This is a genomic window from Frigoribacterium sp. PhB107 (assembly GCF_003751515.1).
In the GTDB taxonomy this organism is placed as follows: domain Bacteria; phylum Actinomycetota; class Actinomycetes; order Actinomycetales; family Microbacteriaceae; genus Frigoribacterium.
In genome coordinates, this window is sequence record NZ_RJKU01000001.1 from 60,673 (window position 1) to 85,060 (window position 24,388).

The 24,388-nt window shown below is 73.8% G+C and carries 17 protein-coding genes; 5 read left to right on the forward strand and 12 right to left on the reverse strand.

Annotation, left to right across the window (positions count from 1 at the left end; genetic code table 11):
* Nucleotides 1-224: 224 nt before the first annotated feature.
* The 3 genes from EDF18_RS00245 to EDF18_RS00255 are packed head-to-tail and all read right to left on the reverse strand — an operon-like array spanning nucleotide 225 to nucleotide 2,748.
* Nucleotides 225-1,184 carry an NAD(P)-dependent oxidoreductase gene (locus tag EDF18_RS00245; protein ID WP_199732282.1) on the reverse strand — a complete coding sequence of 320 codons (960 nt, stop codon included), beginning with the start codon at nucleotides 1,182-1,184 and terminating at the stop codon, nucleotides 225-227.
* The gene (locus EDF18_RS00250) at nucleotides 1,177-1,839 is read right to left on the reverse strand and encodes an RraA family protein (RefSeq protein ID WP_123545381.1); all 663 of its coding nucleotides are present in this window, start codon (nucleotides 1,837-1,839) and stop codon (nucleotides 1,177-1,179) included. Before EDF18_RS00250 ends, EDF18_RS00245 begins: the two co-directional genes overlap by 8 nt.
* 60 nt (nucleotides 1,840-1,899) lie before the next feature.
* Entirely contained in the window at nucleotides 1,900-2,748 is an 849-nt protein-coding gene (locus EDF18_RS00255; protein ID WP_123545384.1) for an IclR family transcriptional regulator, read from the reverse strand.
* Nucleotides 2,749-2,888: 140 nt separating this feature from the next.
* On the opposite strand from EDF18_RS00255, the gene EDF18_RS00260 reads away from it, so the two are divergent.
* From EDF18_RS00260 to EDF18_RS00280, 5 genes are read left to right on the forward strand one after another with little or no spacing between them, the layout of a single operon-like run.
* Nucleotides 2,889-3,890, forward strand: a complete 1,002-nt coding sequence (locus EDF18_RS00260; protein ID WP_233568912.1) for a tripartite tricarboxylate transporter substrate binding protein — start codon at nucleotides 2,889-2,891, stop codon at nucleotides 3,888-3,890.
* Nucleotides 3,887-4,486, forward strand: a complete 600-nt coding sequence (locus tag EDF18_RS00265) for a tripartite tricarboxylate transporter TctB family protein (protein ID WP_199732283.1) — start codon at nucleotides 3,887-3,889, stop codon at nucleotides 4,484-4,486. The genes EDF18_RS00260 and EDF18_RS00265 overlap by 4 nt, the downstream gene beginning before the upstream one ends.
* Nucleotides 4,486-6,039 carry a tripartite tricarboxylate transporter permease gene (locus EDF18_RS00270; RefSeq protein ID WP_123545388.1) on the forward strand — a complete coding sequence of 518 codons (1,554 nt, stop codon included), beginning with the start codon at nucleotides 4,486-4,488 and terminating at the stop codon, nucleotides 6,037-6,039. The genes EDF18_RS00265 and EDF18_RS00270 overlap by 1 nt, the downstream gene beginning before the upstream one ends.
* Nucleotides 6,036-7,301, forward strand: coding sequence for a CaiB/BaiF CoA-transferase family protein (locus tag EDF18_RS00275; RefSeq protein WP_233568913.1), 1,266 nt, complete (start codon nucleotides 6,036-6,038; stop codon nucleotides 7,299-7,301). Before EDF18_RS00270 ends, EDF18_RS00275 begins: the two co-directional genes overlap by 4 nt.
* Complete coding sequence (locus EDF18_RS00280; protein WP_123545390.1) at nucleotides 7,298-8,278, forward strand: citryl-CoA lyase; 981 nt, start codon at nucleotides 7,298-7,300, stop codon at nucleotides 8,276-8,278. The genes EDF18_RS00275 and EDF18_RS00280 overlap by 4 nt, the downstream gene beginning before the upstream one ends.
* Before the next feature lie 377 nt (nucleotides 8,279-8,655).
* Here EDF18_RS00280 and EDF18_RS00285 read toward each other — a convergent pair whose 3' ends face one another.
* The 9 genes from EDF18_RS00285 to EDF18_RS00325 form a co-directional block, all read right to left on the reverse strand.
* The gene (locus tag EDF18_RS00285; protein ID WP_123545392.1) at nucleotides 8,656-12,291 is read right to left on the reverse strand and encodes an ATP-binding protein; all 3,636 of its coding nucleotides are present in this window, start codon (nucleotides 12,289-12,291) and stop codon (nucleotides 8,656-8,658) included.
* Nucleotides 12,288-13,184, reverse strand: a complete 897-nt coding sequence (locus tag EDF18_RS00290) for a DUF4194 domain-containing protein (protein ID WP_123545394.1) — start codon at nucleotides 13,182-13,184, stop codon at nucleotides 12,288-12,290. Before EDF18_RS00290 ends, EDF18_RS00285 begins: the two co-directional genes overlap by 4 nt.
* Nucleotides 13,181-14,851: a DUF3375 family protein gene (locus EDF18_RS00295; protein WP_158614586.1), complete on the reverse strand. Its 1,671-nt coding sequence runs from the start codon at nucleotides 14,849-14,851 to the stop codon at nucleotides 13,181-13,183. Before EDF18_RS00295 ends, EDF18_RS00290 begins: the two co-directional genes overlap by 4 nt.
* Before the next feature lie 216 nt (nucleotides 14,852-15,067).
* Complete coding sequence (locus EDF18_RS00300; RefSeq protein WP_123545397.1) at nucleotides 15,068-16,033, reverse strand: hypothetical protein; 966 nt, start codon at nucleotides 16,031-16,033, stop codon at nucleotides 15,068-15,070.
* Nucleotides 16,030-17,220, reverse strand: coding sequence for a zinc-binding dehydrogenase (locus EDF18_RS00305; RefSeq protein WP_199732284.1), 1,191 nt, complete (start codon nucleotides 17,218-17,220; stop codon nucleotides 16,030-16,032). Before EDF18_RS00305 ends, EDF18_RS00300 begins: the two co-directional genes overlap by 4 nt.
* Before the next feature lie 3 nt (nucleotides 17,221-17,223).
* Entirely contained in the window at nucleotides 17,224-18,273 is a 1,050-nt protein-coding gene (locus EDF18_RS00310; protein ID WP_199732285.1) for an ABC transporter permease, read from the reverse strand.
* 14 nt (nucleotides 18,274-18,287) lie between these two features.
* A complete protein-coding gene (locus EDF18_RS00315) occupies nucleotides 18,288-19,832 on the reverse strand; it encodes a sugar ABC transporter ATP-binding protein (protein WP_123545399.1) in 1,545 nt (514 codons plus the stop codon).
* Between the two features lie 81 nt (nucleotides 19,833-19,913).
* Complete coding sequence (locus tag EDF18_RS00320) at nucleotides 19,914-20,927, reverse strand: substrate-binding domain-containing protein (RefSeq protein WP_199732286.1); 1,014 nt, start codon at nucleotides 20,925-20,927, stop codon at nucleotides 19,914-19,916.
* Between the two features lie 9 nt (nucleotides 20,928-20,936).
* Entirely contained in the window at nucleotides 20,937-24,368 is a 3,432-nt protein-coding gene (locus tag EDF18_RS00325; protein ID WP_158614587.1) for a DUF5107 domain-containing protein, read from the reverse strand.
* Nucleotides 24,369-24,388: the final 20 nt, after the last annotated feature.

The following is a 24,388-nucleotide window of genomic DNA, read 5'->3' on the forward strand; positions in this document are numbered from 1 at the left end:
CTGCCGGTTCACCCCTAGCAGGAAGGTCGAGAGGCCCCAGATCGACCTCTGGAGGGGCGGGGAGGTCGATTCGGGGACTCTCGTCCAGCGCCGGTCACCCGCGCGGGGGTCGAGTGGTCAGAAAGTGCTCTTGATGGGGTCGAGGACAGCAGTATCTGACCAGTCGGGCGGTGAGCCGGCAGGAAGTGCTCTTGAGGGGGTGGCGGGCAGCACTTCCTGCCGGTTCAGCGCGGCGGGAGGAGGGACCGACGGAGGTGGGCAGCGGCCTCGTGGCCGACACGGGACATCGCCTCGCGGGTCTGCCCGCCGACGTGCGGCGTGAGCACGACGTCGGGGCGGTGCCGCAGGGGGTGGTCGCCGGGCAGCGGCTCGACCGAGGTGACGTCGAGACCGGCTCCCGCGAGGTAACCGGACTCCAGGGCGGCGACCAGCGCCTCCTCGTCGACGACGCCTCCGCGTGAGGTGTTGACCACGACCGCTCCCGCGGGGAGCAGGGCGAGCTCGCGAGCCGAGATCAGGCCGCGGGTCGCGTCGGTGAGGGGCACGTGGACGCTGAGGGCGTCGGAGGCGCGGAGGAGGTCGTCGAGACCGGCGGGCTCGGCTCCGGCCTCGCGGATCGCGTCGTCACCGAGGTGCGGGTCGTGTGCGACGACGCGCATGCCGAGCCCGTCGCGCGCGATGCCGGCGACGACCTGCGCTATGCGGCCGTAGCCGAGCAGGCCGAGGGTGGCTCCGGCCAGTTCGCGGCCGGTCATCGACGCGCGGTCGGCAGGTGCGGCGTCGGCACCAGCACTCGCACTCGCGAGTGCCGGGCCGAGCCCGCGGCGCGTGACCATGAGCAGGGCGACCGCGAGCTCCGCGACCGACCGGCTGTTGGCCGCGGGAGTCGTCGTGACCTCGATGTCGAGCTCGGCGGCGGCCGCCACGTCGACCGTGTCGAGGCCGACTCCGTGCCGCGCCACGATCCGCAGTCCCGGGGCCTCGCGCATCATCGCCCCGTCGACGCGGGCGGTGCGGAGCAGGACGCCCTGCACCTCCGGAGCGACGTCAGCCCAGGAGGCGGCCGTCGCGCCCCAGCCGAGACGCACGTCGGCCCACACCGCCAGGGACTCCACGACCGCGTCGTCGATCGGACGCGGCACCCACACGACGGGCCGGACGGACTCGGCCGCACCCTCAGCCACGCGGCACCAGCCGCCGGTTCGCCTCGCGCCGCTCGCCCTCGCCGCGCAGCAGCTCGTGCGTCGCCGCGACCACGTCGTCGACGCGACCCGCGGGCACGACCGCCACGCCGTCGTCGTCGCCGACGACCCAGTCGCCCGGAGCCGCAGCGACCCCGCCGACGGCCACGGTCTCGCCGAGCCAGTACGGGCCGGTCTTCCACGGCCCGGCAGGCGTCACGGCCCGGGCGAACACGGGGACGCCGACGCGCTCCAGCTCGACCACGTCGCGGGCTGCGGCGTCGAGCACGATCCCGCCGACCCCCAACGCGAGCGCCTTCTCGGCGACGAGCTCGCCGATCAGCGCCCGCGTCTCGTCGCCGCCGCCGGACACGACGAGGATCTCGCCCCTCCTGATCTGCTCGAACGCGGCGTGCAGGCCGGCGTTGTCGCCGGGGCGGGTCCAGACGGTGAAGGCGCGCCCCGACAGAGCCGCCCCGCGCCAGAGCGGACGGATGCCCTCGGCGACGCCGAACCGCTCCATCGCGTCCGAGATCGTGGCCACGGGCAGCTCGCCCGCGGCGGGCAAGGCGGCGGGTCGGGCGTCGGGCCCGGCGCCGACGGGCCCCGGTGCGGGGGATCCGGCGGTCTCGGGCTGCTGCGGGTCGGGCTGGGGCATCGTCGCTCCTGTCGTTCGGGGTGGTGACCCGCGGCGACGTCGCCCGGGCCGGGGCCGGGGTCAGTCGAGGGCGGGCGGCAGCCCGGTGCGGGCGATGTCCGAGGAGGCGGCCTGCAGTGCCCCGAGGAACCGCGCGGTCGCCTCGTCGGTGAACCGGCTGGTGGGTCCGCCGAGCGCCAGCGCCACGGGCTGCGCTCCGTCGCGACTGCGGACCAGCACCGCCATGCCGCTGTTGCCGGGCTCGCGCACGCCGTGCGACAGCGACCAGCCGGCGGCCCGGGCCTGCTCGACGCGGGCGACCAGCGCCTCCTCGTCGACGACCTCGGCAGCGGAACCGACGTTCGAGCCAGCCCCGGATGCAGACGGTGCACCGGCGCCTGACCCGGTGCCTGACCCGGCGCCCGCTCCGGCGACCGTGGCGGCCAGCGCCGCCACCTCGGCGCCGAGTGCCTCCGGCGCGACCGAGCTCAGCAGCACCATCCCGGCCGCGCCCTTCCACAGCGGCAGCTCGTCGCCGACCTGGACGACGTGCCGCAGCGAGTGCGGGCTCGGCGACTGGGCGACGACGACGCGGGTCGTGCCGCTCCGCACGTAGAGGCTGACGGTCTCGCCCGTCTCGGCAGCCAGCTCGGCCATGCGGGCGGCGGTCGCCTCGGGCACGGTCCAGGCGGCGGAGGCGAAGGCTCCCCAGCGGATCAGGCGCGTGCCGACGGCGACGCGGCCGTCGGCGACGTGCTGCAGCATGCGCTCGGCGACGAGGGTCTCGACCAGGCGGAGCACGGTGGTGCGCGGCAGCCCGGCGGCCTTGACGAGCTCGCCGATCGACAGGGAGGTGCGCTCGGGCGTGAACGCCTGCAGCACGTCGAGGGCGCGGCTGACGGCGCGGACCCCGCTCGCTTCCGTGACCATCGCCGACCTCTCGTCCCGACCCGCGCCTCCGGACCGTCCTGTGCGGTCCGCCTTGCACGATGTCTCGACGCGAAGCTACCATCAGGCGGACACAGACATCCACCTAGTGGATGCGCGTCCGACGTCACAAGGGAGTGAACGTGGCCAGACCGAACGACAAGACGCGGCGCCGCCTGCTCGGGGGAGTCGGCGTCGCCGTCACCGCCGTGCTCGTCGGCTTCGCCGCCGTGGACGCCGGGGACGGCACCGCGGGAGCCGATCCGAGAGCCAAGCTGACGGTGATGGCCCCGGCCGCGCCCGGCGGTGGCTGGGACCTCGCGGCCCGCGAGGCGCAGCAGGCGCTGCGGGCCGCCTCCATCGTGAACAACGTCCAGGTGGTCAACGTGCCCGGCGCGGGCGGCACCATCGGCCTGACCCAGTTCGCCGACTTCGACCCCGACCCGACGACCCTGATGATGACCGGCACGGTCATGGAGGGCGCGATCACCGTGCAGGGCTCGAGCGTGAATCTCGAGGACACGACGCCGATCGCCAAGCTCGCCGAGGACTACGAGGTCTTCATCGTCCCCGAGGACTCGCCCTACGAGACCATCGACGACTTCGTCGAGGCCTGGCAGGAGGCGCCCTCCAGCCACGCGATCGGCGGCGGCGGGCTGGGCGGCACCGACCACCTCCTCGCGGGGCTGTTCGCCCGCGAGGTCGGCGTCGACCCCGGCGAGATCAACTACGTGTCGTACCCGGGCGGCGGCGAGGTGCTCACCGCACTGCTGTCGGGCACGGTCGAGATCGGCGTCAGCGGCTACAACGAGTTCAGCGACCAGATCGAGGCCGGCAACCTGCGCGCCCTCGCCCTCTCGGCCGAGGAGCCCGTCGACGGGATCGACGCCCCCACCTTCATCGAGCAGGGCATCGACATCAACTTGCCCAACTGGCGCGGCATCGTCGCCCCGGCGGGGATCACGACCGCCGAGCGGGACGAGCTCGTCGCGATCATCGACGAGATGGTCGCGTCCGACGAGTGGCAGGACACCCTGCGCCGCAACTCGTGGGAGCCGGCGGTGGTGACCGGCGACGACTTCGTCGAGTTCATCGCCGAGGACCAGGCCCGTGTCGACGCGATCATCGAGGAGCTGGGCCTGTGAGCGGCGTCATCCGGACCGTCTCGGTCACCCGTCGCGCCGTGGTCGTCGCCGACGGCTTCTGGCGCCGCCGCACCGGGCTGATCGTCCCGGCGCTGATGCTCGTCATCGGGCTCGGCCTCGTGGTCGGCACGGTGACGATGGAGGTGCCCGCCAACACGGCCTCGCCCGGCCCGCAGGTCTTCCCCTCGCTGATCGCCGCGCTGGTGATCGTGCTCGCCGTGCTGCTCGCGATCGACGTGCTGCGCAAGCCCGAGTCGGAGAGCGTCGAGGTCGCGCAGCCCGCGGCCCCCGGCCAGCCCGACGACGACCTCGTGCTCGACGAGGAGGGGGAGCCGCAGGCGCTCCGCCCGACGAGCAACCACCGTGCGCTGCTCGGCGCGCTGCTGACCGTCGTCGTGTTCATCGCGGCGCTCACCCCGCTCGGCTGGCTGCTCTCGGGCGCCCTGCTGTTCTGGGGCGTCGCCCGGGCGCTGGGCAGCCAGCGACCGCTGTTCGACATCCCCCTGTCGCTCGCGATCTCCTCGATCGTGCAGCTCGCCTTCTCGGCCGGCCTCGGCCTCAACCTGCCTCCGGGCGTCCTGGGAGGGATCCTCTGATGGAGTCGCTCGCGAACCTCGGCGACGGCTTCGCCACCGTCCTCACGCCGATCAACATGCTCTGGGTGCTCATCGGTGCCCTGCTCGGGACCGCGGTGGGCGTGCTGCCCGGCCTCGGCTCCGCGATGGCCGTCGCGCTCCTCCTGCCGGTCACCTTCTCGCTCGACCCGATCGGCGCCTTCATCATGTTCGCCGGGGTGCTCTTCGGCGGCCTGTTCGGCGACTCGATCTCGGGCATCCTGATGAACACTCCGGGCAACAGCACGGCCATCGCCGGCACGATCGAGGGCCACAAGATGGCCACGAGCGGCCGGGCCGCGCAGGCGCTCGCCACGTCGGCGATCGGCGCGTTCATCGGCGGCATCGTCGCGTCGATCCTCGTGGTGTTCTTCGCTCCGCGGCTCGCCGAGCTGGCCACGCTGTTCGGGCCGGCCGAGTACCTCGCGCTGGCGGTGTTCGCCTTCGTGGCGATCTCGGCGGTCGTGACCGAGTCGGTCGTCCGGGGCCTCGGCGCCCTCGCGATCGGCCTCGCGATCTCGGTGGTCGGCATCGACGGCATCTCGGGCGCCTCGCGCTTCACCGCCGGCGTGCCCGAGCTCTTCGACGGCATCGACATCGTCGTGATCACGGTCGGCCTGCTCGCCCTCGGCGAGGTGTTCAGCGTCGCCGCTCGCCGCGGCTCGCGCGACGAGACGCAGCTGCTGCGCTCGACCGGTCGCCTCTGGCTGTCGCGGCGCGAGCTGCGGCTCGCCGCACCCGCGTGGCTGCGCGGCACGGCGATCGGCATCCCGTTCGGCATCATCCCGGTCGGCGGCGCCGAGGTGCCGACGTTCCTCGCCTACGGCACGGAGAAGAGGCTCGACTCCCGACGGAAGTCGCCCATGTTCGGTCGGGGCGCCATCCAGGGCGTCGCCGGGCCAGAGGCGGCAGGCAACGCCACCGCCGGCACCGCGATGGGCGCGCTGCTGGCGCTCGGCCTTCCCACGTCGGCCACCGCGGCGATCCTGCTGGCCGCGTTCCGCCAGTACGGCCTGCAGCCGGGGCCGCTGCTCTTCGACCGCGCGCCGGACCTCGTCTGGGCCCTGCTCGCGAGCTTCTTCGTCGGCATGGTCGTGCTGCTCATCCTGAACCTGCCGTTCGCGCCGCTCTGGGCGAAGCTGTTGAAGGTGCCGCGCCACTACCTCTACGCGGGCATCACCGTCTTCGCGATGCTCGGCGTCTACGCGACGAGCAGCAAGATCCTCGACCTGGCGCTCGTCACCGTGATCGGGCTGATCGGGTTCCTCATGCGACGCTACGGGCTGCCCGTCGCGCCGATGCTGATCGCGATCATCCTCGGCCCGCTCGCCGAGACGGAGTTCCGCCGGGCGCTGCTCGTGAGCGAGGGCGACCCGTCGATCCTCGTGTCGAGCGGGATCACCGTGACGCTGTACGCCGTGCTGGTGATCGCCGTCGCGGGGGCCGCGTTCACGAAGATCCGTGCGCGTCGCCGGGCGGCGCGCGGCCTCGCCGGCGGCGGCGGCGAGCTCGCTCGAGAGAAGGAGAACGCGTGACCGACGCCCCACCCGCAGGAGCCGGTGCCGCGGCGGGGGCTGGCTCGTCTGCCGGCCCTCGCCCGCTCGAGGGGATCCGCGTCCTCGACATGACGAACGTGCTCGCCGGGCCGTACGCGGCCTACCAGCTGGCGCTGCTCGGAGCCGACGTGATCAAGGTGGAGACGCCGAGGGGCGGCGACCTGGCCCGCCAGCTCGGCGCGTCTGCGGAGCTGAACGGGCGCCTCCTCGGCATCTCGTTCCTGGCGCAGAACGCCCAGAAGCGCTCGCTGACGGTCGACCTCAAGACCGAGGGAGGCGCGGAGGTGCTCCGAAGGGCGGTCGCGGAGTCGGACGTGCTGCTCGAGAACTTCCGGCCCGGGGTGCTCGAGCGGCTCGGCTTCGGCTGGGACGCGCTCCGCGCGATCAACCCGCGGCTCGTCTACGCCGCGATCTCGGGCTTCGGGCAGACCGGACCGCTGCGCTCGAAGCCGGCCTACGACCAGATCATCCAGGGCAGCTCGGGGATGATGAGCGTCACGGGGACCCCCGACACCGCGCCGCTGCGGGCCGGCTACCCGATCGCGGACACCCTCGGCGGGCTCGCCGCCGCCTTCGCCATCTCGTCGGCCCTGCTCGGGCGGGAACGGACCGGAGTCGGCTCGGTGATCGACGTGTCCATGCTCGAGACGGCCGCGACCGCGATGGGCTGGGTCGTCTCGAACCACCTCGTCGCGGGCACCGAGCCGCGTCCGCTCGGCAACGACAACGGCACGGCCGCCCCCTCCGGCACCTTCGCAACGGGCGACGGCGCCCTCAACATCGCCGCCAACAAGCAGGAGCAGTTCGAGCTGCTCTGCGGCGTCGTCGGCCGCCCCGACCTCGTCGCCGACCCGCGCTTCGCCGAGCGGGAGGCGCGCAAGACGCACCGAGCGGCGCTCACCGCCGAGCTCGAGGCGGCTCTCGCCTCGCGGTCCGCTCTCTCGTGGGAGGAAGCGCTGAGCGACGCGGGCGTGCCGGCCGCCGCCGTCCTCACGGTCGCCGAGATGCTCGACAGCCCGCAGGTGCGTGACCGGGAGCTGGTGCACTCGCTGCCGTTCCCCGGGGGAGCCGTCGGCGACGAGCCGCTGCGCGTCATGGGGCATGGGATCCGCATCGACGGGGTGCCGGGCAGGCCCACCGTGTCGCCGCCCCTGCTCGGGGAGCACACGGACGAGGTGCTGGCCGAGCTCGGGTACGACGCGGCAGAGATCCGGGCGCTGCACGAGGGAGGTGCGGTGTGAGCGCGTCGGGTGCTGGTGCTGGTGCCGGTGATGGTGCGGGTGCGGGTGCGGGTGCTGGTGCCGCCGCCGGTTCGCTCGAGGAGCAGCTCGCCGCGGCCCGGGCCGAGAACGCCCGGCTCGAGGCGCGTCTCGCGTCGACGACCGCGTGGTGGTCGACCGCGATCACCAAGATCGCGCCCGGGGTCATCGAGCTGCGCGGCTACCCCGTGCAGCAGCTGATCGGGAACGTGGACTTCATCAGCACGGTGTGGCTGATGACGCGCGGCGAGCTGCCCTCCCCGCAGCAGGCCGCCCTGCTCGAGGCCGCCCTCGTGGCGAGCGTCGACCACGGACCCCAGGCACCGTCGATCGCGAGCGCGCGCATGGCGGCGACCTCGGGCGTCGGCCTCAACTCGGCCATCGCGAACGGGGTCAACGTGCTGGGCGACACCCACGGAGGCGCGGGCCAGCAGTGCGTCGCGCTGCTGAACGAGATGGTCGCGGCACACGAGGGTTCCAGTGCGGGCGAGGGCTCGCGCGCTGACGGGATCGGCGGGGCAGGCGGGCTGGGTGGCGGGCGTCCTCTGGACGAGCTCGCCGCCTCCCTCGTGGCCTCGTACAGGGCGCGCGGCGCTTTCGTGCCGGGCTTCGGCCACCGGTGGCACCCGCGTGATCCCCGTCGGGACCCGTTGCTGACGCTCGTCGAGCGGGCACGCGACGACGGCGTCGTGGCGGGCAAGCACCTCGCCGCTGCCCTGGCGATCGAGGACGAGCTGGCGGCCAAGGACGTCCCGATGAACATCGACGGGGTCTCGGCCGTCGTCTACGGCGAGCTCGGCATCGAGCCGGAGCTCGCGCGCGGCCTCTTCGTGCTGTCGCGATCGGTCGGCATCCTTGCGCACGCCTGGGAGGAGTCGCAGTCCGGCCAGCGCATCAAGGGTCCGCTGCCGAAGGGCTTCCTCGCCGACTACACGGGCTCGCCCACCCGCGCCCTCTGACGCCGCTCGTCCCCTCCCTGCCGCGCATCGAGAGAGTTGCCCCGAAGTGCTGCTCCGAGCGGTGTGAGACAGCAATTCGGGGCGACTCGTTGAGCGTGTCCGAGCCCGAGCCCGAACCTGCCACGAGGCTCTTGCGTCCGAAGTCGGCGGGTCGCCGTCGTTGCGGGCAGGTGATTGTGGTGTGCGGCGGGTTCCCATCGTCGACGGCGGGTGGGCGCCGACCCGCCGCGGGTGACGGGAACCCGCCGACATCCGGAAGTGGCTGTGGGTGCAGACGAGGAGGTGTGCGCTGCCGAGTGGTCAGCACGTGTCCCTTGAACTGCAGGGGAGGACCGTTGCTGACCACTCGGCGGCCCGGCCGGGGGAGGCGGCCTGAGCTAGCCGAGCAGGGCCGGGTCGAGGCCGTGGCGCTCGACCTCCATCGCCTCGCGGATCGTGAGCGGCCAGATGCGCGAGAGCTCGGGGCGGGTCGGGTCGCTCGAGATGTAGGCCACGCTCTCTACGTGCTGCTCGAAGGCGGCGACCTTGTCGCGCGGGGCTCCCACGACGAGCTGGAACCCGAGCGAGCGCAGCGCCGACAGCGCGCGGCCGGTGTACTCCGTGTCGGCCTTGACGAAGCCCTCGTCGAGCACGATCGGCGCGTAGGTCGGCACCCGGTCGGTGCCGTCGCCGAGCCGGAACCGCAGGGCGGCGCCGAGCACGAACGCGATCAGCTCCTGGCCCTCGCCGCCCGACTTGCCTGCCACGCCCTCGTGCACGATCTGGGTGCCGTCGGCCCTGGTCTCGATCGCCCGGAACTGGAAGTGCTCCCGCGCGTCGAGCACCCGGCGGCGCCACGCGTCGCCGACCTTTGAGCGCTCCTCGAGGTGGGCCAGATCGCGCCGGAGGCGGAGGAACCGTCGCTCGACCTCGGCCGGTTCCCGAGACGGTACGGACGTGCCGGCCGGGCCAGCGCCTCCTGCGCTCGAGCCCGCGTCAGGCCCGGCACCGCGCACCGACCCGCGCGCGTCGCCCAGGTGCTCGCGCAGGGTGCGCCGGAAGTCGGCCAGGTCGCTGTTCGACACGGGACGCGGCTCGATGTCCAGCGTCGAGCCCTCACGGAACTCGATCGCCCGGAGCGCCTCCGAGATGGGGCGGACGCCGCGCCGGATGACGTGGCCGTCCTCCTCGATCTGAACGAGCAGCGCGCGGAGGCTGTCGCCCATGTTGCTGCCGGCCTTCTCGAGCCAGCTCTCCTTCGCGTGCGGCAGGTCGTCGTCGACGAGCCCGCGGTGGATGGCGAGCACGGCGGGCAAGCTGTCGATCGTCGCGTCGATCCCGGCGTTGCGGTCGAGCTCGAGGTAGCGCGCGAAGACGAGCTCGAGGGTCAGCTCGTGCTGGCCCCGCTCGCGGTCGTGCGCGTCGATCTGCGACCGCAGCTGGGCGGCGGCGTCGCGGCGCGACCGTTCGACGTCGGCCGCCTCGCGCGGCGCCGTGAACGGCAGGGTGCTGAGCAAGGCGCGCTCGTGGTCGTCGAGCGGGTCGGCGCCGTGCAGGGCGTCGCTGAACGCGTCCTCGATGTCGACCAGGGTCGCGTGGGTCTGCTCGAGCTGGTCGAGGACCTGCTGCACCTCGGCCCCGCGACGGACGGCCTCGAGCCGGGCCTCGTCGTGCTCGGCGGCGGCGGCCTGCAGCGTGGCGACCTCGGGACGCTCGAGGGCGACCCGCTCGAGCTGGCCGCGCAGGTCGTCGAGCCGGGCGCGGGCCGGGGCGGCGTCGACGTCCGACCAGCTCGTCTCGACGGCGCGCTCGATCGTCTCGACGACGCGGCGGCGTGCGCCGGCGACGGTCTCGGCTGCGTCCCACTCGGCCCGGGCAGCGTCGAGCGAGCGGGTCAGCTCGTCGATCTCGTCGCCCAGCTCGGCGACGCGCGCGGCGTTGTCGAGACCGATCCACGAGCGGATCCGCCGGTCGTCCTTCGTGACGCGACGACCGCCTCCGGTGCGGAGACCCGCCCGGGTCACGGCCCCGCGCGCGCCGGCGGGCAACGGCGCGTCGAGGTCGTCGGCGCCCTCGACGCAGAGGACGCTGCGCTCGGCGACGAGCTCGTCGTGCAGCCAGCCGCGGAACGGGCTCGCCTGGTCGAGCACGAGCATCGACGGCACCGTGCGGGCGACCGACTCGAGACGCGGCGTGAGGTCCGGGGTCGCGGGCACGAGCGTGACGCGGCCGCGCATGTCCTCGGCGTCGACGAAACGGCGGACGGCCGCGAAGTCGTCCGAGTCGACGAGGAGGTGCGTGGCCAGCTCGCCGAGCACCCGCTCGACCGCGGTGCTCCAGTCGCGGTGCTCGGGGGCGACCTCCATCAGCTCGCCCGCGTAGGGCAGTCGGGAGACGGGAACGCCGGTGCCGTCCGCGATGCGACGGCGACGCTCGACGGCCTCGTCGGGCACGTTGCTGCGGCGGCGCTCGAACGACTCCTTCTGGCGCTGGCGCTCGCCCACCGCACGACGCGTCTCGGCGATCTGGGCGGCGAGCTCGCCGCGCAGCTCGTCGTGCTCGCGGCGGGCGGTCTTCTCCTCGGCGGCGAGCGAGGACGCACGACCGCGCAGGTCCTCGAGCTCGTCGGCCGAGGTCGGCACGGCCTCGCCGACGCCCTCGAGCGGCGCGGCGAAGCGTCGGTGCTGCGCCTCGACGCGGGCGAGCGCGTCCTCGGCCCAGCGCACCTGCTCGCGGAGGGAGTGCGAGGGATCGCCGCCGAGGTCGGCAATCTGCGCGAGGGCGTTCTCACGGGCACGGAGCGCGACCTCCTCGTCGTCGGCCGCGCGCCTCCTCGTCTCGGTCGCCTCGCGCTTCGCGAGCTGGACGCGGTCGACCTCGCCGCCCACCCAGTCGCCGACCTTGCCGGCCAGCCAGACGCGCAGACGGCTCGGCTCGGCGCCGGGCTCGTCGCCCTCGGCCAGCAGTCGTCGCTTGGCCGTCGCGTCGTCGCCCGCGGCCTGCCACTGCTCGGCGAGGGCAGGCACGGGCTCGAGCACCTCGAGCTTCTTGCGGGTCGTCTCGAAGACGTCGTAGAGCTGCGAGGCCTCGCGGTAGGTGCTGAGCGTCGTCTCCCAGCGGCTCAGGGCCTTGGGCTGCGTCAGCACGAACTGCGTGAAGAGCTCGTCGATCGAGAAGACGCCCTTCGACGCCTGTGCACGGCGCAGCAGCGTCAACGCCTTGAGCTGCGACTCGTCGCTGCCGCCGATGCCGAGCACGCCGCAGAGCCGGACGCGCAGCTCGGGCTGCGAGTAGGTCACGAGGTCGTGCGCGGGGTCGACGAGGCGGCTGAGCGAGCTCTTCGTCAGCGGGGAGGTGCTGGTGGGGTCGCGGCGGGCCTCGGTCAGGCGGCTGAGGTCGAAGCGACCGCGGACGAGCAGGTAGACGGTCGACTGGGTGACCTCGTCCTGGCTGGACGTCTCGGGACCGATCCAGGCGAGGCGGACGGCGGTGAGGGTCTCGCCGAGCTCGGTGCTCCAGGTGATGGCTGAGCCGCTCGCGAAGGCCTCGCCGAGCGGGCGGAGGAACCGCGTCGTCGTCTGGTCGGAGGCGGCGTCGCGCACCTCGTCGGTCTTGCCGCGGGCGTAGCTGTAGACGGTGCGCTCGGAGCGCTGGCGGGAGTCGTCGCGGGCCGCGCGGTTGAACTCCTGCGGGTTCGGCATGATGACGGCGCTCATCGCGTCGAGCACGGTCGACTTGCCGCGGCCGGTCGGGCCGAGGATCGCGATGCCGCCGCGCCCGACGGGCATGCGGTGCAGGCCGGCGTAGCTGCCCCAGTTGAGCAGCTGCACGAGCTCGATGCGGTACTGGCCGGAGTGGAACATGCCGAGGTCGGGGGCGTCGTCGGGGGCAACGTCGACGTCGAGCGCGGGGGTCTGAGGCGCCGTGTCGGTCGGGCCGCCGCGGCCAGGCACGGGTGCGCCGACCGGGGCGGCCGAGGCGGTCGGGGCAGCCGAGGAGGCGGCAGTCGCGTCGGCGGGGGAGGCGGGGGTCATGCCGGGTCTGCTTCCGTGTCGCGGGGGAGGTCGAGCGGGAGGTCGAGGTCGAGCGCGACCGCCGTGGGGTCGGGGGCGTGCTCGTCGGCGTCGGGCTCGTCGGGGTCCGTGTCCGTGTGGGCCTCGTCGGCCTCCGTGTCGGACTCGGCGCCGTCGAGCACCCCGACGGCCTCTGCGTCCGTCTCCGTGTCCGGCTCGGCCTCGTCTAGGTCGGGACCGACCTCGACGTCGGGACCCGCGCCTCCTGCGGCGTCGAGGTACACCTGCTCGAGGTGCGCCAGCTGCTCGGGCCTGACCAGGGGGACGATCGCGGGCGAGACGGTGAAGAGCTGCGGGTCGTCGGGCTCGGGCTCGAGCAGGTCGCGGGACACCATCGCGGCGATGGCGGCGTCGACGCGGCGGTCGGCCCGCACCTCGTCGCGGCCCGTGTCGTCGTGGAACCTGCCGAGGAACTCGGCGACCTGGTCGCGCGAGACGACGACGGCCTCGTCGTCGCCGTCGGTGTACGCGTGCTCGCGCCGGAGGAACACGAGCAGGAACGACGCGTCGCGCGACAGGGGCTTCTCGCGGCGCAGCAGCACGGGGGCGTCGTCGCTGCCCGACTGCCGCTTGAACGCGACCTCGTGACCGTGGTCGACCTCGAGGTCGAGGAACAGCTCGGACAGGCGGGCGCGGATGTCGGCCTCGTGCGCCAGGAGGCCGGCCCACGCCTCCTTCTGCCTCGCCCGCGAGACGAAGCGGTGGGTCAGCAGGGTGACGAGCGCGCGACGACCGGCGAGGGGGAGCGTGCCGGGGGCGGCGAGGACGTCGGCGGCACCGTCGGCGCCGTCGGCGCCGGCGTCCGGTGCGGTGTCCTCGACCTCGGGCGTCGTGTCGACGGGGGCATCGGTCATGAGGGGTCTCCCTGGAGGTGCAGCGGGGAAGCATCGTCGGTGTCGGCGTCGGCGTCGGCGTCGGCGGATGCGGAGGACGGCGCCGTGAAGACGAGGCGGGGCAGCACGACCTCGCGGCCCGTGCCTCCCTCGTCGGCGGTGAGCAGGACGGACTCGCGGTCGTCGGTGACGGCGCCCCGGTCGACGGCCAGGTCGAGCATGCTCAGCACGAGGCCGAGGCGGCGGAACTCGGGCTCGGTGGCGAGCCACACGTCGGTGCTCGACACCTCGGCACGCTCTGCGAGGAGCCGGTCGAGCGTGCCCGCGACGGCGGCGGGGCTCGTGCCGGCGGTGAGGCGCAGCGCGACGCGGTCGGCCTCGGGCAGGGCGAGGTCGCCCTCGGTGACCTGCACGTCGACGGTGGGCCGGCCGCGCTCGCTCCAGAGCTGCAGCTGCGTGAGGTCGACGGCGTCGAGCGGGCCGAGGCCGAGCACGTCGGCGGGCAGCACGGCAGCTCCCGGCCGCTGCTCGGCCCAGGCTGCACCGGCGTCGAGGGCACGGTCGGCGAGGGCGAGCAGCCGCTGGTGCCGGTCGGCGCCCGAGCGGCTGAGGAACCGGCGGAGCGACGACGTCCAGCGGCCGTACGTCTCCTGCACGGCCTGCTCCTCGGCGAGCAGCGACGAGATGAGCTGCTCGAGCTGGGCGCGCTGGCGCTCGCCGATCTGGGAGGCGGCGTCCGGCTGGGCGAGGACCGTCTCGATGTCGGCCCGCATCTGGTCGATCTCGCTCGACGACAGCATCTGGGCGAAGCCGCGGTAGGCCCGCCCCTCGGGCGTCTGCTCGAGCAGGTCGTTCTCGCGGAGGTACTGGTCGACGAGCGCTCCCTTGCCGAGGTCCTCGCTCGCGGCACGGCGGGCGACCTCACGGTGCCGCTGCTCGACCATCGCGCTCAGCTGCCTGAAGTCGGCGGGCAGCGACGCCGTCAGCCGGACGACCTCGTGCAGCTGACGGCTCAGCGCGTCGAGGGGGACCGGCTCGGTGCCGTGCTGCTCGATCCGGTCGCGCCGACGCTGCAGGTCGGCGAGCTGCGCGTCGATCCGGCCGAGCTGCGACTCGACGCTCGGGTCGGCGAGCCCGGCCAGCTGCCGGACGGCGTTCGCGATGCTGCCGAGCCGCGCCTCGCTGACGGAGTTGTCGGCCTCGACGAGCTCGCGCACGATGCGCAGCGCCCGCAGCGCGTGCGGCGAGAGCCGGTACTCGGCACGGGCCGTGTCCGCCGAGGAGGCGCGGGTGCGGACGAGCCACCGGGCGTCGACCCAGCTGCGGCAGTAGTCCGCCGGGGTGGCGCGCGTCTCGGGTGCGGAGCCGTCCGGGGCCGGCGCGGGCCGCGCCTCCTCGGCGGGGTCCTGGTCGTGGGCCGGCTGCTCGGTGCTGTTCCGCTCCGTGCTGTTCTGCTCCGTGCTGTTCTCCTCGAGGGCGTCGGCGACGCGCTGGTGGAACCAGTCGGCCGAGACCGGGCCCTCGGCCTGCTCGAGGTGCTCGGAGAAGAGAGGGACGACCCAGCGGCTGTTCGTGCTGCGGAGGAGCGACCAGGTCGGGTCCGCCTCCCACACGTCGCGCACGTCGTCGCGGGTGAGGGGGCCTCCGGGAGCTGCCGCCTCGGGGGCTGGGGCTGCTGTCTCGTCCACCGTTCGTCCCCTCCTGCGCCGTGCCGACCGTGCTCGATGTCGACGGACGACGATACCGTGTGCGGGCGGCGCGCTCCGCTTCGGCGGGTTCCCGTCGGCCCCGGCGGGCGGGCGCCCACCCGCCGGGGGGCACGGCGACCCGCCGACGGGCACGGGGGCTCGCCGACGGGCACAGGGACCCGCCGACGCGCACAGGAACCCGCCGACTTGCAGAGGTCAGGGCCGCGCGGTGCTCCACTCGACGTCGAGGGTCGACGTCGCGCCGGGCGCCAGGGTCGTCAGCGGTCCGAGCACCTCGAGCTCGACGAGGTGCGCTGAGGGGTGCAGTCCCTCCAGCGATGCGATCGGCTCGGCCGTAGGCCGCTGCAGCCAGACCTCGACCTTCGAGCCTCCGTCGGGCCAGGTGCCCGTCCCTGCCTCCGACGACGTCGCGAGGCCGATCTCGAGCCCGTCGGGGCCGTGCAGCTCGACCGACCCGGACGCATCCGGGTAGCCGCGCTTGGCGACGCCCGTGCCGAGCGGCAGGACCACGTCGTGGCCGCGGCGCTCGCTGTGCAGCTCGCCCTCGTACGTGCCGAGGTCGAGCTCGACGGCCGAGGCGGCATGGGGCACGACGACGACCGAGTCGCTGGCGTCTCGGCCGTCCGGGCCGCCGGTGTCGACCTGGCAGACCTCCCAGATCGACCAGCGCCGCGTCGTCGCCGACGTGTTCGTGAAGGTGACCCGCTCGGTGAACGACGACGTGCCGTCGAGGAGGCGGAACTCGCGGACGACGCGGAGCCCGGTCCGTGGGTCGTCGCCGCTGGTGAGCGTCACGGTCGCCTCGGCGTCGTCCGCCTCCCACTCGGCCGTCCACGGACCCGAGTCGAGGACGGGATCGGGCGGGCCTGCCCACTCGTCCGGCCCCGCCCAGCCCTGCGGCGCCGGCCAGGTCTTGGAGCCGCCGAGGTTCGCCCAGCTGTCCATGCCGCCGTCGCTTGCGGGCCAGTCGGCCATCGGCACGAGCGGCGTGAGGTCCGCGCCGACGAGCTCGGGGTTCTGCCAGAGCAGCTCACGGCCGCCCGCGACGAGCGACAGGAGCCGCCCGCCTCGGGTCGGGGCGAAGACCAGGGCCAGTTCGTCGGTCGTGACGCGGAGGAGGGGCAGGTCGGCCCGCCCGGTCCGCTCGACGGCGACCGTCACGAGGCGGCGTGCCCCGAGGCGGCGTGCGCGACGGTCGTCGTCCGCGACGCGGGCTCCTCGCGGACGGGCGCGCCGTCCGGCACCAGCACGACCTTGCCGGTCGCCCCGGCCGCCGCGATCCGGTACGCCTCGTCGGCGTGGCCGAGCGGGAGGCGGTGCGACACCACGATCTCGGGGCTGAGGCCGCCCTCGGCGATCATGCGCGCGACGTCCTCCATGCCCTGCAGCGACGTCACCCACGACGCGGTGAGGGTGAGCTGCTTGTGCAGCAGCGTGTCCGAGACCTCGGTCTCGAGCCGGCCGCCCTCGCCGAGCAGGCCGACCCTGCCCCACTCGGCCGCCGCCTCCACCGCGGTCGACCGACCGGGCGTGCTGCCCGAGCAGTCGACGGCGACCTGGCAGCCGACGCCGTCGGTGAGGGCGAGGACGTTCGACACGGCGTCGGCGTCGGCGAGCACGACGTCGTCCACGAGGCCCGTGGCGCGCACGAACTCGATGCGCTCGGGCGAGCGCTCGACGCCGATCACCCGACGGGCACCGAGCATCCGGCCGAGCATGGCGGCGGCCAGGCCGACGGGGCCGAGGCCCACGACCAGCAGGTCCTCGCCGCCGTGCACGCCCGTGCGGCGGAGGCCCTCGTACGCGGTGCCGAAGCCGCACGCGATCAGGGCGCCGTCGACGTACGAGAGCCCGTCGGGCAGCGGCACGCAGGTCGACTCGTCGACGAGCACGTACTCGGCGTGGCCGCCGTCGCGCTGCCAGCCGTACGAGGCCTTGTGCGGCTGGTCGGTGCAGCTGATGAAGTAGCCCGAGCGGCAGTTGCGGCACCGGCCGCAGCCCTGGATGTGGTACACGATCACGTCGTCGCCGACGCCGAAGCGGGTCACTCCGGTGCCCGCCGAGACGATGCGCCCCGAGGGCTCGTGCCCGGCGACGACGCCCTTGTAGGCCGGGGCGCCGTCGAGGCCCTTGTGTGTCTTGTAGCCGCCGTAGATGAAGCCGATGTCGCTGCCGCAGATGCCGCTGGCGCCGACCTGCACGAGCACCTGGCCGGGGCCGGGCGTCGGCACGTCGTGGGTGCGCAGCTCGGCGGTGCGGTCGCCGGGCAGGAACACGCCCTGCATCGTGGCGGGCAGCGACGAGGAGGTGCCGGTCGCGCCGGCGGGGGAGGGTGCGGTGGTGGTCATGGCCTAGCTCTCTTCGATCGACCCGCGCTTGCGGGACAGGGTGACGTTGAGGAGGACGGCGAGCACGATGATGACACCGCGCACGACGCTCTGGAGGAACGAGTCGACGCCGAGCAGCACGAGCCCGTTGCCGATCAGGGTGATGAAGATCACGCCGAGGAACGTGCCGACGAGGCTGCCGCGCCCGCCCGACATCGCCGTGCCGCCGATGACGACCGCCGCGATGACGTCGAACTCGAGGCCGTTGGCGGCGCCGGCGTTGCCGGAGCCGAGGCGCGCGGCGAGCAGGACGCCGCTGAGCGCACCGAGCATGCCCATGATCGCGAACAGGATGACGCGCACCCGGGCGACCTTGATGCCGGCCAGGCGGGCCGCGGCGGCGTTCCCGCCGATGGCGAAGACCGAGCGGCCGAAGGCGGTCTTGCGGGCGACGAACGCGAAGACCAGGAACGCGACGATCATGATGACCGCCGGGGTCGGCACGCCGACGATCGTCCCGGTGAGGAACGGCATCACCGGCTCGTCGAGCGGCAGCGGCACGGGCAGGGCGTCGGTGCCGAACTGGCCGAGGCCGCGCAGCACGCTCCAGAGCCCCAGCGTCGCGATGAACGACGGCACGAGGAACCGGGCGCGCAGCACGCCGGCGAGGGCGCCCCAGCCGGCCCCGACCACGAGCGTGATGAGGATGGCGAGCAGGGCCGGCAGCCCCCACTGGGTCATGGCCACGGCGACGATCACCGACGACAGGGCGACGGCGGGGCCGGTGCTCACGTCGATCTCGCCGGCGATGATCACGAGGGTCATGCCGGTGGCGGCGATGCCGATCAGGGCGGCGTCGCGGAGCAGTCCGCTCTGGTTCGCGATCGTGAAGAAGCCGACCGCGTTGAACATGAGGTAGAGGTACAGCAGCACGATCGCGACGAGCAGGCCGACGATGTTGACGAGCGTGGTGTTTCGCCGGAACGCGTCGCGGACGCGGCCGAGGGCGGAGTCGCGGGGCGCGCCTCCGCGTCCCGGGGCCGGGGTGGTCGTGGGGTCGAGCGTGGTGGTCATCGGGTCGTCCTTCTCTAGCTCGAGACCATGGAGGCCTGGAGCAGCACGGGCAGGGAGATGTCGGGGGCGCGGAACTCCTCGCGGAGCCCGCCGTCGCGGAGCACGAGGACGCGGTCGCAGGCGAGCGGTAGTTCTTCGACCTCGCTCGAGACGAAGACGACGAGCTTGCCGGTGTCGGCGACGGCGCGCATGATCTCGTAGATCTGCGCCTTCGCCTCGACGTCGACGCCGCGGGTGGGCTCGTCGAGCAGCAGCACGCGGCTGTCGGCGTGCAGCCAGCGGGCGATCACGGCCTTCTGCTGGTTGCCGCCGCTGAGGGTGCTGATCGGGCGCGACAGGTCGTGAGCCTTGATGTTCAGCTTCTCGGCGAGGGCCTTCGTGGCCGTGGCGATCGAGCCGGCCGACAGTGCGCCTCCTCGGCTCACCTTCGCGAAGTCGCTCATGACGATGTTCTCGTCGATGCCGAGACCGGGCACGACGCCCCGGCCCTTGCGGTCCTCCGGGGTCATGCCGACGCCGAGCGCGAGCATGCGGGAGGCGGTCGGCCGGTCGACGACGGAGCCGGCGATCGCGATCGTGCCGGAGGCGGCGGGTCGGAACCCGGCGATGGCCTGCAGCAGCTCGGTGCGGCCCGAGCCGAGCAGCCCGGCGATGCCGAGCACCTCGCCGGCACGGCCCTCGAAGCTGACGCCGCGGAGCTTCGGCGCCACGTCGAGGTCGGCGACGCTGAGCAGCACCTCTCCGGAGGTCACCGGGCGGGTGGCGACGGAGCGCTCCTCGGGGTCGGCGCCGATCATCAGCTCGATGATGTGGGCGGTGTCGCTGCCGGCGATCGAGACGGTCTCGACGACCTTCCCGTTGCGCATCACCGTGGCGGTGTCGGCGATCTGGCGGATCTCGTCCATCCGGTGGCTGACGTAGAGCACGGCGACGCCCTGCGCGGCGAGCCGCTTGACGGTGTCGAGCACGAGGTCGACCTCGGCGGCGGCCAGGGCGCTGGTCGGCTCGTCGAGGATGAGGAGACGCGGGTCGTCCTGCAGCGCCCGCCCGATCTCGACGATCTGCTGCTGGGCGAGCGTCAGCCCGGCCACCTCGGCGTGCACGTCGATGTCGGCTCCCAGGCGCTCGAACGTGGTGCGGGCCCGCTCGACCATCGCGCGGGTGTCGATGCCGAACCGGCCACGGGGCCAGCGGCCCATGGCGAGGTTCTCGGCGACCGTGACGCCGGGGACGAGGCTGAGCTCCTGGTAGCAGGTGGCGACCCCCGCGGCGGAGGCGGCGGTCACCCCGCCGTCGCCCAGCGGCTGACCGCCGAGCAGCACCTCGCCGGTCGTCGGGGTCTCGCCGCCGCTGAGCAGGCGGATCAGCGTCGACTTGCCGGCGCCGTTCTGGCCGAGCAGGGCGCGGACCTCGCCGGCGTGGACGGCGAAGTCGACCCCGTCGAGGGCGGTGACTCCGGGGTAGACCTGGCTGACGCCGCGGGCCTCGGCGATGGGCGCGCCGCGGTCGCGCTCGGGATCGAGCGGCACGGCCGGGGTGGCGGCTGTCGACTCTGACAAGGGGGTCCTCCGTGGATCGGGTGGTGGAGAGGGGGAACGGACGAGGAGGAGCCCGACGGGTCGCCGGGCTCCTCCTGCCGATCAGGGGAGGCCGTCGGGGTGGGTCTCGGACCAGCCTGCGGCGTCGGCCGGCAGGTACAGGTCGATCGGCGCGGCGACGACCTTGTCGTCGGGCGTCGTGCCGTCGATCGCGTCCTGGGCGGCGGCGAAGGCGAGCTTGCCGGCCTCGATGCCGCTGATGTCGACGACCGCCTTGAGCACGGAGCCGTCGGCCAGCTCAGCCGCGATGTCGCTCGTCATGTCCGAGCCGAAGACGGCGACCTGGCCGGTGAGGCCGCGGGTCTGGACCGCCTTGTACGCACCGACGGTCGCGCCTCCCGCCTCGCCGTAGAGCCCGTCGAGGTCGGGGTTCGCGCTGAGCATCTGCTCGGCGGTCGACACGGCCGTGTCGACCTCGGCGCCCTCCTGGTTGGCGACGAAGACCGTGCCGGGCAGCGCGGCGGTCAGTGCCTCGGAGAAGCCCTTGTAGCGCTGCTGGCAGACCTCGTACTGCTCGCAGTTGATGACGCCCATCTTGGGCGCCGTGATGCCGGCCTCGGTGAAGTACGCCGCGGCCTGCTTCCCGAGGTCGCCGCCGAACTTCAGCGGGTCGCCGAGCACCCAGGCCGTCACGTACTGGTCGACGGCGTCGTCGCTGACGCAGGTGTTGTAGCAGATCACCGGGATGCCGGCCTCGCTCGCCTGGCGGACGGCGGGGACGCTGCCGTCGGTCGACACGGCCGACATGATGATGGCGCTGACGCCGGAGGAGGTCAGCGTGTTCATGAACGAGCTCTCCTTCGAGACGTCGCCCGCCGAGGTCGACTCGAGGAAGTCGACGTTCTTGGAGTCGGCGTCGGCCGCGTCCTGCACGCCCTTCTTGACGCCTCCGTAGAAGCCCTGCGAGTCGAGGTAGAGGGCGCCGATCCGCTCGGTCCCGCCCTCGCCGCCGTCGGAGGTCGGGATCGAGCAGCCGGCGAGGGCGGCGGCGGCCGCGAGCAGCGCGGCAGCGGAGAGGACGCGGCGTCGCGTCCTGGTGCGTGTCGTCATGGTCATGGTTCCTTCCTAGGGGCGACCGGCGTCGTCGCCGGTCGTGATCGCGGGGGCGGTCGGGTCAGGTGTGGAGACGGGGGAAGCGGGGGAGACAGGGGAGGAGCGACGCGGCAGGTCGGGCCCGAGGTCGGTCCGCAGGTCGCGGACCACGTCGCGGAGCCGCTGCACCTCGGCGTCGCGCACGTCCTGCGGGTCGTCCTGGAACAGCAGCATCGTCGGCAGCGAGGTGGCGAAGTAGTCGACCTCGGCCGGGGTCTCGGCGAACTCGTCGACGAAAGCGTCGAACCGGGCGAGCAGCGCACGCGCCTCGTCGTCCGCGCCGAGGCGCGTCAGGGCGGTGACCGCGGCGGCGCTCCGCTCGGTGAAGGCCTGGGTCGCCATGCCGGCGAAGTCGCCGGTCGCGGCCGCGGCCTGCTGCCAGGCGGCGCGAGCTGCCTCGTCGTCGCCGAGTGCGGCAAGCGCGTCGCCGAGGGCGAGGTGCAGCTCCGCCGTCGTCTGGAGGGGGTGACGTGCCTCGCCCAGGCTCGCCGGGGGCTCGAGGGCGGACTCGACACGGGTACGAGCCTCTGCCGCGTCACCCGCCGCGAGGGCCTCGCGGGCGGCCGCCAGCTGGGCTGCCTCCCAGACACCGAGCACCTGGCCCTCGCCGCCCTCCCAGGGCTGGAACCGGCGTGCGGCCACCGCGGAGATCGCGTCGTGGTGCCGACCGACGAGGGTGAGCAGCCGGGCCCGGACGACGCTGAGGTCGTCTCGCTCGTCGACGAGGTCGGGACGCAGCTCGAGGGCACGGAGGCGGTCGGCCGGGGCCGTGCCGCGGCGCTCGGCGAGCTGGTCGGCCTCGAAGAGCAGCCGGGAGTCGTCGGGACGACGGCGCCGGGCGGCCTCGAAGTGCGTCGCGGCCAGCTCGGGGTCGTGCTCGACGTTGTAGGCGGCGATGCCGAGGTTGCGCTCGGCGACCGCGGCCTGCGCGTCGTCGACGTCGCCCTCGAGCGCCCGGCGCCAGGCGTCGGCGGCGTCGGCCCCGCGGCCGTGGGCGTAGAACCAGCTGCCGAGCAGTGACCAGGCGAATCCGTCGGCAGGATCGACCTGCACGGCCTCGACGAGGACGGCGACGTCGTCGAGCCGCGAGGGGAGGCAGCGGATCGCGTCGACGGCGTGCAGCGCGACGAGCGCACGGCGGGCCTCGTCGGCACGACCGGCACGGGCCAGCAAGGAGGCGCGGTGGTAGCCGAGCAGGGGCCCGACGTTCACCTGCCCCTGCGCGGCGCGGGAGAGCTGCGCCTGCGCCAGGTCGAGCACCGACAGCGCCTCGTCGAGCCAGCCGGCGGAGCCGTACTCGAGCGCGACGTCGAGCAGGGTGGGGGCGTCGTCGGAGAGCACGCGTCCGGCGAGGTGCCGGGCCCACTGGTCGAGCGGGTCGAGCGCCAACGTCTCGTCGAGCAGGGCGTCGGCCTCGTCGCGCCGGTCCAGCGCGCGGAGGACGAGGACGAGGAGGTCACGCGCCTGCAGGTTGTCGGCGTCGCGTCGCAGCACGTCGCGCAGCAGCTGCTCGGCCGCGGCCGGGTCGGAGCGTCCGAGCAGCCGGGCCCGGGCCAGCGACGCGGGGGCCGCCCAGGCCGCGTTCCAGGCGGACTTGGCCAGCGCCTCCTTCGCCTCTGTGGTCCGGCCGAGCCGCGTGAGCGTGAGACCGAGACGGTAGAGGGGCTCGCCGTCGGCCGGGTTGGGCGCCCAGGCGAGCTGCCGCGCGACCGCAGTGCGGAGCAGGGCGAGGGCCTCGTCGTACCGGGCCGCGTCGTGCAGCCGCGTCGCCAGGGCGACGTTCACGCGCACGTCGCCGGGGTCGCGGCGGAGGGCCTCGCGCCAGTACGGCTCGGGCGAGCGCGTCGCGTGCCGGTACTGCTGCAGGTACTGGCCGACGAGGAACAGCTCGTCGACGGTCGCGACGTCGGCGGGCGCGGGCGGGGCGACGGCGGCGGCCGGGGCGGCGTCCGTCTCGTCCGTTCCGTCGGCGTTGCTCGTGTCGGCCGCCCGCGCCTCCGCGTCGAGCTGCGCGAGGACGTCGCGACCGTCGACGGCCACGAGGAGGCGGCCGTCGGCTCGGGCCTCGACGACGAGCCCGCCGAGCGTCGTGCCGGCGGGCAGGGCGCAGTCGAGCACGGCGGGCAGGCCCGGAGCGACGGAGGCGCGGTGCCGGTCGAGCACGGACTCGTCAGGCGACAGGACGACGACGTCGACCTCGTCGTGGACATGCGTCACGGCGAGGCCGACGCGGAGGACGGGGGCGCGGTCGCTGCTGCTGTCGCCGGCGTCGGCGAGGTCGAGGCGCATCGCGGCGTCCCTCGTGGCCTGGTGCGCGGGCCCGATCTCGGTGATCGGGTACCAGAACTGGCTGAAGGTCTTGGTCTCGCCCGGGGCGAGGAACGAGAAGTCGGGCTGGTTGTCGGTGTAGACGCCGGCCATCAGCTCGACGTAGGGGCCGTCCGAGTCGGTGAGGTTGTCGTCCCAGGCCCAGCCGAAGGGCGCGTCGCCCCAGGTCCACTGCTTCTTGCCGGGGGAGATCGCCCGGTCGGCCCAGTGCACGAAGCCGGCACGACGGCCGTGGTCGTAGCCGCCGAAGAAGTCGTCGTCGGTCGCGGTGACCATGTACGAGGTCGGCACGGGGATGTTGCGGTACCAGTCGAGGCGGTCGGCGTCGGGGCGGTCGGCGTCGACGCGGGCGGGGTAGTCGACGCCGTAGTACTCGCCGGCGACCCGGGGGAAGTCGACGACGGCCCGCTTCGCGTGGTCGGCGACGTGACGGACGTCGGTGGGGAAGAACGACTGGTAGTCGTCGCCCACGGCGGCGGCGACGTTGGCCCACCAGAGGAACGTCTGCGTCTCGTCGCTGCGGTTGAACAACCGCACCCGAGCCTCGATCAGGGAGGAGTCGGGCCGGAGGCGGATGCCGTGCATGCCCTTCATCCGGGCGAACGGGTCGTGGTCGGAGCACCAGACGGTGACGGCCCCGTCGGCCTCGCGCTCGATCGACACGTCGGTCGGCAGGAACGTCGCGGGGCGGTGGTGCTGGGGCCAGTTGAACTCGACGCCGCCGGAGATCCACGGACCGGCCAGGCCCACGAGGGCGGGCTTCACGACGTTGTTCCGGTAGAAGATGTCGTAGTCGGCGGTCTTGTCGTAGGCGACGTGGATCCGCCCGCCCAGCTGGGGCAGGATCACGAGGCGCAGCCACGGGTTCTCGAGGTGGACCGCGTCCCAGGCGTACGGCCGCTTCTCGGGCTCGATGCTCTCGTGGAACGGCAGCGGGAAGACCCGCCCGGACGATCCTTGGTAGACGCGGGAGTCGAGGAAGGCCGGGTACCGGTCGGGCTCGCCCGGCAGGTACGTGTCGACGACGAGGGGCTCCGACCAGGCGGCGACGCCTGCCGAGGCCTGGTCAGCGGGCACGGGGGGAAGAGTCAACCTCG